14 protein-coding genes are annotated in these 14,195 nt (G+C 37.6%); 6 read left to right on the forward strand and 8 right to left on the reverse strand.

The annotated features are described in order from the left end of the window. Positions 1 to 2: 2 nt before the first annotated feature. Genes OXT66_RS03335 through OXT66_RS03345 form a run of 3 tightly spaced genes read right to left on the reverse strand, consistent with a single transcriptional unit; the run spans position 3 to position 1,959 of the window. On the reverse strand, positions 3 to 638 hold the full coding sequence (locus OXT66_RS03335; protein ID WP_268595694.1) for a hypothetical protein: 636 nt from the start codon (positions 636 to 638) through the stop codon (positions 3 to 5). Positions 639 to 643: 5 nt separating this feature from the next. Then, on the reverse strand, positions 644 to 1,300 hold the full coding sequence (locus OXT66_RS03340) for a hypothetical protein (RefSeq protein WP_268595696.1): 657 nt from the start codon (positions 1,298 to 1,300) through the stop codon (positions 644 to 646). A 2-nt stretch (positions 1,301 to 1,302) separates the two neighbouring features. After that, the gene (locus OXT66_RS03345; RefSeq protein ID WP_268595698.1) at positions 1,303 to 1,959 is read right to left on the reverse strand and encodes a hypothetical protein; all 657 of its coding nucleotides are present in this window, start codon (positions 1,957 to 1,959) and stop codon (positions 1,303 to 1,305) included. Between the two features lie 524 nt (positions 1,960 to 2,483). Here OXT66_RS03345 and OXT66_RS03350 point away from each other — a divergent pair. The 4 genes from OXT66_RS03350 (at position 2,484) to OXT66_RS03365 (ending at position 8,529) form a co-directional block, all read left to right on the forward strand. Continuing rightward, the gene (locus OXT66_RS03350; protein WP_268595700.1) at positions 2,484 to 3,128 is read left to right on the forward strand and encodes a DUF998 domain-containing protein; all 645 of its coding nucleotides are present in this window, start codon (positions 2,484 to 2,486) and stop codon (positions 3,126 to 3,128) included. Between the two features lie 105 nt (positions 3,129 to 3,233). Beyond that, on the forward strand, positions 3,234 to 4,475 hold the full coding sequence (locus tag OXT66_RS03355; protein ID WP_268595702.1) for a hypothetical protein: 1,242 nt from the start codon (positions 3,234 to 3,236) through the stop codon (positions 4,473 to 4,475). A gap of 98 nt (positions 4,476 to 4,573) precedes the next feature. Continuing rightward, positions 4,574 to 7,186: a bifunctional lysylphosphatidylglycerol flippase/synthetase MprF gene (gene mprF, locus OXT66_RS03360; RefSeq protein WP_268595917.1), complete on the forward strand. Its 2,613-nt coding sequence runs from the start codon at positions 4,574 to 4,576 to the stop codon at positions 7,184 to 7,186. Between the two features lie 149 nt (positions 7,187 to 7,335). Further along, on the forward strand, positions 7,336 to 8,529 hold the full coding sequence (locus OXT66_RS03365; RefSeq protein WP_268595704.1) for a multidrug effflux MFS transporter: 1,194 nt from the start codon (positions 7,336 to 7,338) through the stop codon (positions 8,527 to 8,529). 43 nt (positions 8,530 to 8,572) lie between these two features. On the opposite strand, the gene OXT66_RS03370 is transcribed toward OXT66_RS03365, so the two are convergent. The 4 genes from OXT66_RS03370 to OXT66_RS03385 all read right to left on the reverse strand — a co-directional run bounded on the left by OXT66_RS03370 (position 8,573) and on the right by OXT66_RS03385 (position 11,316). Continuing rightward, a complete protein-coding gene (locus OXT66_RS03370; RefSeq protein WP_268595706.1) occupies positions 8,573 to 8,818 on the reverse strand; it encodes a hypothetical protein in 246 nt (81 codons plus the stop codon). Between the two features lie 193 nt (positions 8,819 to 9,011). Beyond that, positions 9,012 to 10,169, reverse strand: coding sequence for an MFS transporter (locus tag OXT66_RS03375; RefSeq protein WP_268595708.1), 1,158 nt, complete (start codon positions 10,167 to 10,169; stop codon positions 9,012 to 9,014). Positions 10,170 to 10,298: 129 nt separating this feature from the next. Next, positions 10,299 to 10,622, reverse strand: a complete 324-nt coding sequence (locus tag OXT66_RS03380) for an AzlD domain-containing protein (RefSeq protein WP_268595710.1) — start codon at positions 10,620 to 10,622, stop codon at positions 10,299 to 10,301. After that, positions 10,609 to 11,316, reverse strand: coding sequence for an AzlC family ABC transporter permease (locus tag OXT66_RS03385; protein ID WP_268595711.1), 708 nt, complete (start codon positions 11,314 to 11,316; stop codon positions 10,609 to 10,611). Before OXT66_RS03385 ends, OXT66_RS03380 begins: the two co-directional genes overlap by 14 nt. A gap of 145 nt (positions 11,317 to 11,461) precedes the next feature. Here OXT66_RS03385 and OXT66_RS03390 point away from each other — a divergent pair, with 145 nt between their 5' ends. Continuing rightward, positions 11,462 to 12,079, forward strand: a complete 618-nt coding sequence (locus OXT66_RS03390) for a hypothetical protein (protein WP_268595713.1) — start codon at positions 11,462 to 11,464, stop codon at positions 12,077 to 12,079. A 193-nt stretch (positions 12,080 to 12,272) separates the two neighbouring features. Here OXT66_RS03390 and OXT66_RS03395 read toward each other — a convergent pair whose 3' ends face one another. Beyond that, a complete protein-coding gene (locus OXT66_RS03395) occupies positions 12,273 to 13,610 on the reverse strand; it encodes an FAD-dependent oxidoreductase (RefSeq protein WP_268595715.1) in 1,338 nt (445 codons plus the stop codon). Positions 13,611 to 13,731: 121 nt separating this feature from the next. Between OXT66_RS03395 and OXT66_RS03400 the strand changes: the two genes are divergently transcribed. Continuing rightward, complete coding sequence (locus tag OXT66_RS03400; RefSeq protein WP_268595717.1) at positions 13,732 to 14,187, forward strand: GNAT family N-acetyltransferase; 456 nt, start codon at positions 13,732 to 13,734, stop codon at positions 14,185 to 14,187. The last annotated feature ends 8 nt before the right edge of the window (positions 14,188 to 14,195 follow it).

Genomic DNA, 14,195 nt, shown 5'->3' on the forward strand with positions numbered 1-14,195 from the left:
AATTATTTTTCGTAGTTCGGCCAGTATTTCCGGCGCAATTTTTCTCTAAGTTCGATGGCTTCTTCCATAGAATTACAAGTTGATCCGTACTGTTTTTTCTTATACATAACTGCTACTCGATATTTTTTAACGCCATTTCGGTAAGTTATAGAGATGTTTTTTTCTCCAGATGTATTAGTAGAAGGCTTTTTATCGTTTAGTAAGTAAGGATTAGTGCCGGGATTTTCTTTTTTAATCCTTGCAACTGTTTTTAACAACTTCGCATTTTTAATATGACCACAGCTTTTACTTTCGCCACTCCTTAAAGAACCAGTACTAACATGTCTATAGTTACCGCAAGAACAGCGACAGAGCCACATTGTGAGATTGTTTTTATCACGAGTTCCATCATCCTTTATAACTGTCCACTCGCCAAACTTTTTTCCTGCTAAATCCGGTCTAAAGTTATCATGACCACAACTGGTCTTTTTACCTTGCATAAGTTTACTAGAAATAACATCAACTTCTTTACCACAGTCGCAGCGACAATGCCAAAGAGGACGCTTTTGCCCACTGGGAGAGATATACCCGTTTTTTTGACGGTAAAGTACAGTCAGGTGACCGAAAACTTTTCCCGTTAAATCTACTGCTTTTCTCAAAAGATCTACCCCCTATACGATAGTAACTTTTTACCTAAATTAGCTAAAAAATCGCTATCTTTTTTACAAATACCAATGATTTCATAGTCAGTTTTATAGGTGTGGTTTGTACCAACTGTACTTTCAAACTCAGCGGGGTAGTAAAACCCGTCATCTTCGTTGAAGTTATCATAGCCACGCATTGAATCTGCCAGCTCTTGTAAAATATCATCTTTAGTAAGAACAAAGCTATCGTCAGGATAAACAGGGCTTAAAATAGAATCTTCATCATAGTCATCTTTATCAATGAAGTGAACTCCGAATCGTACGGTATCACTACTAGGCAAAGTGATTTCCACGACTACCGCATCAATAGGGTAGCCTAAATCTTCATTGTATATATCTGCCTCAATTTTGTTTTCCTTGAAAATACGATTGATTAGTAACTTAAATTCTTCTGTAGTAATATCGGTTCTCATTTCTAACTCTGTGATTTCATCTAGTACCTGACCGGGAGTTTTTCCAGTAGCCATCGAAATGGCGCTAGGAATGTTCTTATTAAGTGAAAAAGCATCTTTATCACTTGAACGCTGTAAGGCGGTAACGCTTATACCGCCCTTTCTAGAAAGTTCAGCACGGGTAAGGCCTAAATTGTTTAAATATTTATCAAGCAGTTTTTCCATTTTTAGTCCTCGTTTCGTTCATTCATAATTCGTACAACTTCATCAAGACCGACAACTTCATCAACTAAGTTACTCAACTTATTACTGGTAACAATTTTGCGATTGGCATCATCAGCGTTGCTTTCCCAAACGAATTTTTCATCTGGATTAAAATTATTGTAGTAGTCATCTTCAAAGTCAGTGTCATCATCAAGGTTATCTAGGTATTCGTCGGTTAGCATGAACCGGCCAGTCTTGATAAAGTCTACTTCGTTCAAAGTGTCCAATTCATCATCAACATCATCAACACTAACATTTTCAGCGTTTAATTGTTCTACCAAGGTTTCTTCAGTCATTTGTTCTTCCTCCATGTTTTCGTCTTCTTCGGGTTCTTCAACGGTGAATTTGGCAAGTGCTTCATCGAATAAAATTGCACTGTCGCTAACTAATTCACCAGTGTCAAGATCTAAGTAAGTTTTTGCAAATCTAAGTCCATTAGCTTTAGAGTTAGAAATTTTTTCACCGTTATTTAGGTAGGCATGGTTGACATTACCGGAGTTATAAAATTCAACGTCGATAATATCTTCAAGGTTAAGATACATACGGTTCATGTTTTTAAAGTGCCATTCGTGACCAACTTCTTTGATGTTTGCAATAGTAGCTTCGTTTAATTTACTCATTTTATTTTCCTCCAGTTTGTGTGTTATACTAGAAGAAGTCTTAGCGGACTGCCTACCTTTTTGGTAGGCTTTGTTTACTTCTTCTTTACACTTATTATAATACACGTTTTGTATATCAATGTAAATACAAAATGTGTATTTTATCAAAATTATTTTTATATAAATAAAAAAGCATCCGGTAGATGCTTTCATAGTAGTTTTTATTAAAAAAACGATTTTTAAAAAGAAATGTGGTACAAATGTGGTACAAATGTGGTACATTTAATTTTGACCATTGATATAACGGCTTTTAAAGCATAAATCGACAATTGAATGGGAATAATTCTCCTAAATATTTGAATGAAATTAAAGGACTGGTAGATACCGGTCTTTTTTTGTGTCTAATATTTGATTCAATAATTCATCCATTTACCCCGCTATAACTTTCATCTTAATTTTAAAGAGCTATTCCTTGGAACTTTTTTCAGGCAACGGGTACAATAAAAAATAGTAACGGAGTGATTAAAAATTTAGGGGATGGAACTATGAAAACATTGGAACGGTATGGCTTTTACCTACTAATTATAGCTGTAATTAGTGAGTTGGTTTTGCCATTTGTATTAGGACGTTACATAAAGGGATATAGCCAAGCGGAAATGTTAATTTCTAGCTTTGGCGAATCTGGGATGCCCACCAAAATGGCTTTTAAAATTTGGGAAATCATTAACGGTAGTTTATTTGTGTTAGCTGCACCTGCTTTTTATGCGCATTTTAATTCAACGTCGCATTCACTAGCTATGGGGACTGCCATTTGCATTGTGATCTTTGGAATTGGTGACTGTATTATTACGGGACTAGTTGATAGGGCTAGTTCTACCGCTGAAGTAGGTTTCGCAAGCATGTTGCATAACTATGCTTCTGGAGCCGGGTTTGTAGCTCTCTTAATTGGTACTTTTTTATTAATTTGGCTATTTCATTTACAACAAAATAGTTTGATGGTGATTACTTTAGTGGTCATTTTCTTACTTTCTAGTTTCTTTATGTTCCTCTTTGCAATGCCTAAGATTCCATTTATTAACTCTTTGCAAATCTCTCACCGGGGATTATGGCAACGGTTAAACCTCTTATTCTTGTACCTGCCATTCTTCATAGTAGCCGTTAAAAGCCTACCGATTTTCAAAAATCAGTAAAAATTAAACTAGAACTCAAGTGGTAAAGTGTGAATTCTACTATAGCGGTTAAGGTATGACAGCCTTAATAAAAAAACTATGAAGAAGATATAAGGGGCAAAAAATATGATAAGTAAATGGACCAAACGGATTATTGTGTTTTTGCTAGGCTGTATTTTGGTAGTGGGGGGCACTTTTGCTGTAAAACATTACTTACAACAACGCGCACTTGCTGACCTGGTTGATGAACCTCGTGACGTTCCTAAATGGACGGCAGATCCTAGGCCGTTACAAAGCGAAGCAGCAGCTAGAAAACAGTTCACTAGTTTAAATCGGGAAAACAAATCTAAGCACGTTTCCTTTAGCGCCCTTAAATTTGGAGTGATTCCAGGGTTAAGGGGAGCATGGTCAATCAATAATCAGACTAATAAAGCAGCGTTTGGAACAGATTGGGTCCCACAAGGTTTAACCCAGTCTAATAGCAAATATTTTATTAGTGTTTATGATGGTAATCACAAATTGAATTCATTAATTTTCCAAATTGACAAAAAAACTCGTAAATACGATAAGTCGCTCATCTTAAATTCTATGGCTCATGTTGGGGGAATTACATATGAAGACAAACATAGGCAATTAATTTATTCTGATGACTTGAACGGTACCGCGGGTTTTGGGGTTATTAAGCAATCCACTATTGATGCGTATAATCCAGTAATTGCCAAGCAGGCAATTAAGTCTCAAAAAATTCCGTTTGCATTAGGAACTAGAACTTCTGCGATTACAATCTACAGGAATTTATTGGTGGTAGCTAAGTACGGTAAAAACCCCACTCATCGTTCCATTATTTTAATTCCGACTAATAAAAATGGATTACCAAAATCTATTTCGGTGGCTCAAAGAAAAGCCGATATCCAAAAATTTATGAAGTATTATCTAAAGCATCCTAATCAGGGTAATAGCAAACAATCTACCATTGCCAACTTAATGAAATGGTTTGTTCAAAACAAGATTATTGAGGCTTATTATCCGGGCTGGAATAATGTTCAGGGAGTTTCGATGCTAAATAATGGGTTGGCAGTTTTGAGCCAATCAGCTGGCAAACAACCTAGCACAATTCTACTTAAGGCTCAAAGTTTTGCTGGCCATAATTCGCTTAATCTAGATTTTAAAAATCCGAATAGTGGTTCCGATAAATTTAAAGTTCCCCATTCAGTAGAAGAGGTGTCTGTTAACCAACAGATGCGCACTATTAGTATGATTTTTGAAAGTGGAGCTAAAGAATACCGAGAACGACAAGTTGGATCAAACTATGAGACTTATGTGGATCGGTTCGCAATCTTGCCATACAATGTTCAGGTTTCCCAATAATTTAGCCGTTATTATTTTATGTAAGTACAGATCAAATTTCACTCTACCCCTAAGTTTTATTTTCGCGCCGCCCAATCTTGAAAGGATCGAAGGTGACCATATTGAAATCTATCGTTAATTGGATTCGTAGTAATTTTAAATTGTTAAAAACGGTATTCTTAGTTACCGTTGTTGTTATTGTTTTTAGTGAATTATTATCCATTGCTAAATCTATTTCGTTAGCGGAATTAAAGGTAACTCTAAAAGCTATTCCGTTGTACAAACTGCTAATAACTGCAGTAATTGGGATTATTTCTGTTTTACCCATGACTGGTTACGATTTTATTTTGAACAACATGTTACATACTAAGTATAAAAAACGTTATGTGTTTGAGACTAGTTGGTTCGTTAACACCGTCAATAATATTGCCGGTTTTGGGGGCTTAATTAGTATTGGGTTACGTTCAGAATTTTATGCCAAAGACAATGAGCCCAAGGAAGTAATGTCCGCGTTATCTAAAATTTTGTTATTCTTGGAAGCCGGATTATCATTACTTAGTTTAGTTAGTTTGGTTATCGTGGTGACAGGTAACACTGTGCCATTTTTACAACAGTATTGGATTTGGCTAGTCGGGGGAAGTATTTATTTTCCAGCAGTATACGTTTTCACCAAGTTCAAAAAAAGTGGATTATTAGGTGGTTTGACCACTAAAAATCGCTTGGGATTAACTTTAACTTCGTTTCTGGAATGGTCAGGAGTAGTTATAGCTTTCATGTGTGTTGGCTGGGCAATGGGAGTGTCCGTTTCGATCTTAGAAATTCTGCCATTGTTTATTGCCGCTTCCGTAATTGGGATTGTTTCGTTGATTCCAGGTGCCTTGGGATCCTTTGACGTCATTATGATCTTAGGCCTATCCAGCTTGGGAGTTCCTAGAGCTACTAGTGTTATTTGGTTAATTTTGTTCCGGTTAGCTTACTATGTAATTCCACTCGTTATTGGTGGGGCCTTCTTCTTTGACAATACTTGGCAATCGATTAATGCTCAATACTCGGGTATTCCAAAGAACTTAGCATTAGAATTTTTCCATAAAGTGGAAGTTTTTTTACTTTATTTCTCCGGAATTATGATTATTTTACTAGCTACAATTCCGCAAGGCTTCACTAAAATTCCGTGGTTGAAGATGCTTAACATTTATCATTATCACATTGTTTCGGAATTCCCTAATATCATTTTAGGTTTTTCACTATTAGTCATGGGGCGTGGGATTGCAGCACGAGTTAAAAGAGCCTACTGGCCAACTATTGCTTTATTAATAATTGCAATTCTATACACATTCTTCTTTGATTTTAGCATGATCGCCTTGTTTGTTTTAGGAATCATGTTAATTATGATTGTGGTATCACGGACTGAGCTTTACAGGGAACAATTAGTTTATTCCTGGCAATGGAAGACGGCTGATGGCTTTATTATCGGTATCCTAGTAATGTTGTATACCATTATTGGGGTTTACAACCGAGTAGGTCGTCACCATCACCATAAGGGGACCATCTCCTTCTTCTTATTTCCATCAGAAAAGTTATGGGTCTTTGGTTTTGTTGCTATCTTTATTGTTTCCATTTTTATGATGTTGTTCTTCCGCTATTTAGAAGGAAGCAAGCATAAAATTGGGGTACCGTTAGACGAAGACCGAGTATTAAAAATTTTAAACCAGTATGGTGGTAATGTTGATAGTCAGTTGGCCTTTTTAGGTGATAAAGTAATTTACTTTTATAATGATGGCGAAGAAGATACCGTCTTTTTCCAATTTGTTACCTATAACAACAAATGTATTGTCATGGGTGATCCGGCTGGAAAAAAAGAAGATTTTCAAGATGCTATTCAAGAATTCTTAGATGTTGCAGATCGCTGGTGTTACCAACCAATCTTTTATGAAACTAATGAAACTAGTGTCATTACCCTGCATGAAATGGGCTATGATTTCATTAAAATGGGGGAACAGGCTTTAGTAGACCTTAATACCTTTACTACTGCAGGCAAGAAAATGAAGGGAACCCGTTCGACAATTAATAAAATTACTAAAGCGGGTTACCAATTTGATGTGCTTCAACCACCGTTCGATGAAGATTTAATGGCGACCTTGCAAGACATCTCTGATTATTGGTTAAAGGGACGTAAGGAAAAAGGTTTTTCCATGGGTTTCTTCTCAGAAAGCTACTTACAACGAGCTCCCATTGCCGTAGTAAAAGATCCAGATGGCCAAATTGTCTCTTTTGCTAATTTTATGCCTACTTACACCAAATCCGTAGGAACTATTGATTTAATGCGCCACGGCAAAGACGCACCTTCTGGGAGCATGGACTTTTTGTTTGTGAACCTGTTTGATTACATGAAGGAACGAGGAGTTCAGTACTTTGATCTAGGGATGGCACCACTATCGAATGTGGGGCTTTCCAAGCGAAGCTTTATGCAGGAACGAGTAGCACACTTGGTTTATGAATTCGGGGCTCGCTTTTATTCCTTCCAAGGAATTCGAGATTATAAGGAAAAATATTCACCCAAGTGGATTTCACGGTACACTTTGTATCCTAGAAAAGCTTGGATTGTCTACGTTATGATTGTGATTATGTTGGTAGATAATAGAACCATTAATAAGAAATCGAAATTACTAGGGTTAAATAAAAAAGTAGATCCTAAATTAGACGTTGGTGACAATGACGCAGCAAAAGAGTGATTGTCTATTATAGTTTCGTATGATATGCTGGTGAGACTATTTAAAAAGGAGTTGAAGTTGCAGTGGTTATTTACACAACCTTTATTGCTTGTGCTACTGTAGCCGACTTAGGACGTTCTTCCGTAAATTAAATTATTAGGAGAATTAACGTGAAAAACGTCCATAAAAAAATACCATCAGTGATCTTAATTATCGCTTTAGTAGGTTTTCCTCAAATTAGCGAATCTATTTTTACCCCAGTCCTTCCTGCTATAAGTCAAGCAATGCAAGTTAGTGCTCAAACTAGTCAGTTAACAATGAGTAGTTACTTCATTGGGTTTGCAATTGGTGTCTTGTTTTGGGGATGGCTCTCTGATCGAGTAGGTCGGCGTCCAGCAATGAGCTGGGGAATTGTTGTTTATCTATTAGGAAATATAGGCCTTTTGTTAGCTAGTAATTTTGCTGGCTTAATGGTTGCTAGGGTAGTTCAAGCGTTTGGTGCGGCTACTGGTTCAGTGGTTACTCAAACTATAATGCGGGAATCATTTGCTGGCATTAAGGGAAAAAAGGTTTTTGCCCAAGTCAGTGCTGCAATGGCATTGTCCCCAGCACTTGGCCCACTGTTAGGCGGCGAAGTTCAAAGCTATTTTGGCAATTATCGTAGCGTGTTTGCGGTACTGATTAGTATGGCAGTAATATTATATTTAGTAGTTTTGTTAAAATTACCAGAAACTAGAGTGCCAACTACTTCAGAAGTAATTAGTCCCTGGTATCGGGTAGCAATGAAAATGCTAAAAAGTCCACAGGTATGGGGTTATTGCCTTATTATTAGTGGTATCAATGGTATCTTGTTTAGTTACTATGCTGAGGCCCCGTTTGTTTTTGAACGCCATTTTGGTCTTTCAGTGCAACAATATGGTTGGCTAGGAATAGTGATGGCTGCAGCTAGTATCACTGGAGCAGTCACCGCTAATTGGCTTGCTGGTAAAGTTAGGGCTGAACAAATAACAAACTTAGGATTATTAATTGCATTAATCGGTAGTTTAGGAATGTTAATTATGGCTACTTACCTGCCGTTATTGTTATTAACAGTTTTTATTACCTTTATGGGGGTCAATGTTACTTTACCAATCGCTCTGAATCAAGCTTTGATTGGATTTGAGGATGTGATTGGAACTGCTAGTGGTTTGTTGAGCTTCGTTTACTACTTAATCATTAGTGCGCTGACTTTTTTGATGAGTGTTATGCACGATGGAACTGTTTGGGCACTGCCTAAGTACATGGTATTAGTTATAGTGATGATGGTGTTTGGCCGTTTGATTACTGGCGAACTAAGTAAAAAAGGCAACTTAATAAAAGAATAAAATCAAAAAGCAACCGAAACAATTTTTCGGTTGCTTTTTTGTATTAATCTTCCCAGCCGCAAAGTTTGTAGTGATTTCTTTTAGCCCATTTTAAAGTGACGTGCTTTAATTTAGAGGCGTGGTTAAGTCCCCGACAGTGTTTAGCATAATGATATTTTTTCCCATGTTTAGGGGCAATCCAAACATAACGGGTCTTAGCTTGCGCTGGTGCAGCAGGAATGGCTGTCATTCCACCACCAATGGTAAATGTTGCAGCAATTAAAATTGCGGTTTTGCGTAATGCTTTCATGGTCTTTCATCTCCTAAATAAATTAACTAACAAACATGATAATCAATTAGCCCTTGATCTAACTGATTAGCTATTCATTAGTACTTATAGTACCTTTTTAGTATACCAAGAGATGATTAATTTGTGTGAATGCTTTTACAAACTTCTAGTTTAAATATAATAAAAAAACAGGATCCGTTAAGACCCTGTTTTTTTATTGTGGAAATTGTTCACTGGCAGTAATTTTAAACCCGATGCTAATAGTAACTACCATGAAGATGATGAAGGTAATAATAACACTTAGCCAGCCACCAGTAACACTATGGAGCTGTCCGAATAAGAGGGGCCCAACTGCGGCAATTAAATAACCGATAAATTGAGCGAACCCAGACCTGACTGCAATAACTTCCATTCGGTTACTGCTACTGGTAATTAAAGCCATTGCAAGGGTAAAAATCAATGCACTGGTAAAACCTAGTAGCAGAGCCGAAATCCACAGACCAATTCCATTGAGCAAGATGCTTAACATTCCGCCAACGTAGCCAATTAAGATGATGGTTAAGATGATTCGTTTATTAAAAATCCAAGTTAGTAACAACGCAGATGGAATTCCGATTAACTGGAATAAGGAAAGCATAAAACCAGCAGTGGCTGAAGAAACGCCATGGTCAACGTAAATAGATGGCAGCCAGGTGTTTAAACTGTAAAAAATTAGAGATTGTAACCCCATAAATAGAGCTAATAACCAAGCATAGTGGTCGTGTAACAGGGTTTGCATGAAACTGATAGGTTGAGCATCAGTTTTCTTAATGGGTTGCTGTAAGCCGGTTTGTAGTTTCTTTTGAGACAATAACCAGACTATTAAAGCTATAATAGCTGGGATACTGAATAGCTGGATGCTGAACTGCCAGCTTACTAAGTTACTCATTGGGACTACCAAACCCATTCCAATGGCCGAAAAGAGACTCATCGTCAAGGAATAATAACTGGTTAATTGGGTAGCATCACTAGGTCGGTATTGAGCAATAATGGTGGTCACCAATACATTTAAAAAGGCGATGGCTAAGCCTACCAGAATTGTTCCAGTCAACATAGTGGCTACGTTAATTACCCGTAGCAGATTAGCAACTGCCAACAATACAGCTGATAATGCTACAAACCAATTTAAACCAATTTGCTTTAAAATCTGTGGTGTCAGCATGGCTCCAATCGCAAAACATAGTAAGGGAATGGTCATTAGCAACGAAGTGTACGTTGAATCCACTTTCCAAGCACTTTGAATGGTGCTAAAAATGGGAGTCATTCCAGTTACTGCTAATCTGAGGTTAGCGGCGATTAACACCACTACCATCGTTAAATATTTTTTGGACAAAACAAAAACACTCCTTCTAAATTTAGTTTCCTACCTAGAAAGCGTGCTTTACTAGTATTATGACGAACTTAAAGTTCGCTGTCGGAATTTATATGTTCTACCCTAAGTGATTTAAGGAAGAATGTAAAGTTAAATGTGGCGAACTACCACCAAGGATAACATGCCAATGACAACAATCCACAACAAGCTTTTGGTGATCACTGCAGCAACGAAAGTGGGCACTGAAGCAATAATGTTATCCCAATTAGGAGTTGGCAAGTGGCCTAATCGTTGGGTAAAGAGATTTTCGAACCAGAGGGCGGCCATGATGACAATTGGAACAAAGCTTAAAAATTCAGTTATCTTTGGAGATAGTCGAAATTTTTGGAGAAGCACTAATGGTAATACTCGAGATAACCAAGTGACCAAGCCACAACCAAAAATAGTCAGTAAAACATACTCAGAAGAATTCATTTTTGAGCCACACCCCCAATCCACAGGTGATTAAGGTAACCACCAAGACTAACAAGTTGGTGGGGATAAAGATAAATCCAACGTATATTAGAATTAAGGTAATCAGGACTACTAGTAGTTGTAATGAGAGGGCTAAAACCTGTTCCGAAATAATTTGCAGGTAAAGTAACCCTAAAAACATTGCTACAATTGCAAAATCTAATCCCCAAGCTTGTGGATCGGTGATGAAATTGCCTAAAATCGCTCCTACAACGGAAGCTCCGGCCCAGACCCAATAAGCTACAAGATTGGCAGCATTTAACCACTCGAAGTTTAACCGATGATTAGTATAGTTGATTTTATTCATACTTAAAGCAAAACTTTCATCGGTAATGAAACTTCCCAAAACCACGTTTTTCCAGGTAGCTTGAGTGGGGAGGTAGCCCGCGACGGTGGTGCTAATTAAGATCATCCGAGCATTAACCAAGAAAACGGCAAAAACAATGGATGCTACCGGACTGTGAGCAGCTAGCATGCTGACTGCAATAAACTGCGCCGAGCCGGCATAAATAAACAAAGACATTAATAACGTGATCCATGGACTAAATCCAGCGTCTTTAGCAACTATCCCAAAGGCCAACCCAATTCCGATATAACCAAATACGGTTGGTAAAGCCTCCTTGATAGCCGCAGAAGAATTTAATTCGTGATTCATGATGTAAATCGAACCTCCTAACAGTCTAATACTATTAAAGCATGTTTAGCTAAGAGATTCATCCCCAGATAAGATATTAGGTAGTTTCAAGTTAGATAGGCTAAAATTAAATTAGCAATTAAAACATTGGAATGGGGTGCAGAAAATGGATTTGAGTTTAAGACAACAACCAGCTGGTTTAAAGCTATCTAATGATGAAATCACTATTACGGTTCAAACGGAACTTGAAGGAATTCCGCCAAACGCGGTGTACATATATCTAAACCATAATCGGATAACTGAGATAACCACTTCAATTAAGCAGCTTAAGATGGAACGTATCGTTAGCTTAGAAGCGATGGGAAAAACCCCATTAGAGCTTAAAAACGCAATTGAATCCGAAGCGGATCCTCAACATGATTATTGGCTTAACATCTTAGGTTTGTTGGGATGTTCGCTGGTTCCGGCTAAGTCTAATGGTAAAGCCCAACATAAATTTAAGAAACAACTGTCAGATATGCCGTTTTACGTTGATTATGAAGGTAGTCAGGCAGTTGTTTATTGGCGTAAACGAGCAGAGTTAGTAATTCAAAGAGGGGCCACTATGCGAAGCACCGCACCATTAAATCAAGATGGTAAGTTAGGTTTTAGTGCTAGATTTGCCGAACAGTTGCGGGCAGAACATAGCACTCAATTTGAAAATTTTGTTACTACCGAAGATATTATTCTCAAGAGTGTTAATGAAGTCGGTCTTTTTTTGTACTATGGTGGCACTAATAGTTGACTAATTTTAAAAAACCAAACTGGAAAAACAATTGATGAGTTGTCCAAGGTAAATTGAAATGAATAATATTATACTTCTACATTGTTGTGGAATAAGGCACGGGCTGTAGTAAATTAACGAAAGTAAAAAGATCTAACACATATGTTCTTAAGCGTTAGATCTTTTTAGTTGGAGATTATTAAGCCATATAATACTATTTTGCTTCTTGTGCCTGTGCTGCTTGGCCTAATTCATTCAAGTAGTTGAATGGGCGGTCAAATTGAGGTTGGAAGAGCATATCTACCATGGCGAGATCGTCGATGGTATTTTGGTTTTGGATCATTACTGATAGAGTGTTAGCTGATTGAGCTACATCGTATAAACTTAGAAGAGCGCCCCCTAAGATTTGCCGAGTATCAGGATTGTAAACTAATGACATTACTACGGGAGTAGTAGTTTCCATGAATTCTGGCCGGTAGTTATCGGTTAAGCGCACTTCACGAGCGTTGATGCCTTGAGCTTTAGCGGCTTCAATAGTTAAACCGGTTGAAGCAGCAGTCCGTTCGTATAATTTCAAGCCAGAAGTGGATTGAGTTCCCATGTATTTAACGGTTGGCTTAACTAAGTTCTTACCAACTAAAATTCCTTGCCGAACGGCATTAGTAGCTAATGGAATGTAGGCGTTACTATGAGTTGGGTTGTAATGCACGGCAACACTATCACCAGCACCGAAAACGTCAGGATCTGAAGTTTGCATGTAATCGTTAGTGATTAAGGCCCCATTTTGGAGCATATCTAACTTGCCTTTGAAAAGACTAGTATTTGGTCGGAAACCAACACAAAGAATTACTAAATCAGTTTCGTAAACACCCTTGTTGGTTTTAACGGTAATGGTGTCATCACCACTAATTTCTTCAACGGATTCTCCGAGACCTAACTTAACTCCGTTATCAGTGTAATCTTTTTCGATAATGTCAGTCATTTCTTTATTGAAGTACTTAGGCATTACCCGTTCTGCACCATCAATTAAGGTAACTTCATGACCAGTTCGGCTGTAAGCTTCTGCTAGTTCTGCACCAATGTAGCCAGCACCAATAACGGTGATTCGTTTAGCATCGGGAGCCTTTCTGAAGAGTTCTTCAGCGTGGTTCCAATTCTTGCAGAGGTAAACTTTGTCATTATCGATTCCCTTAATTGGTGGAATGATTGGCCAAGAACCAGTAGTTACGACTAATTTATCGTAAGCATCTGTTAGTGTATCTTCTGTGTCTAGGTTCTTGATGGTTACTACCTTATTTGCCAAATCAACGTCAGTAACTTCGTGTAACATTTTAACCGTTGCACCAAGTTCTTTTAATTCCTTGGGACTAGAGTAAAATAGTCCTTGTGGATCTTTGATTTGGTCCCCCAAATATAAGGCGATTCCGCATGAAAGAAATGAAATATTATCGTTTTTTTCGTAGACAGTGACATCTGCATCTGGGTGTTCTGCTAAAATTTGCTTAATGGCAAATGTGCCAGCGTGGGTGCAACCAATTACTACAACTTTCATATTATTCAATCTCCTTTTCTTGAACAGCAATTCACAAAATGTGGTTCTACTATTATTTTACCAATTATGTAATCGGTGTCAATCATTATGACGAAATACTTACAAAAAAGAAGGTGCCATTATGAAAATAGAAGTTACTCCCGTTTTACATGATCGCCAATCCCTACTGAAAATATTATTGTTGGCAGATCCAGATCCTAAGCAAGTCGCTAAATATATTGACGTTGCTGATTTATTTGCTATTATGGTAGGTTCGCAAATCTTAGGAGCTACGGCGGTCTTAAAAAGTGATGAGCATTCCGTTGAGCTTAAAAATATTGCGGTGTTGCCAGCTTATCGGGGCCGGGGATTAGCAAGTTACACTATTAGCAATCTATTTGAGCATTACCAACAATTGGGGTATTCTCAGATGCAAGTGGGGACCGCTAACTCTAGTATTGATAATTTGCGATTCTATCAAAAATTAGGATTTCGGTTTAACAGCATTCAACCAAATTATTTTAGTAACTATGCGCAACCAATCTTTGAAAATGACATTCGGGCCGTAGACCTAATTATCTTGACCCGGCCAATTTAGGAGGTAAT

Source organism: Lentilactobacillus senioris (assembly GCF_026798195.1).
In the GTDB taxonomy this organism is placed as follows: Bacteria; Bacillota; Bacilli; order Lactobacillales; family Lactobacillaceae; genus Lentilactobacillus; species Lentilactobacillus senioris_A.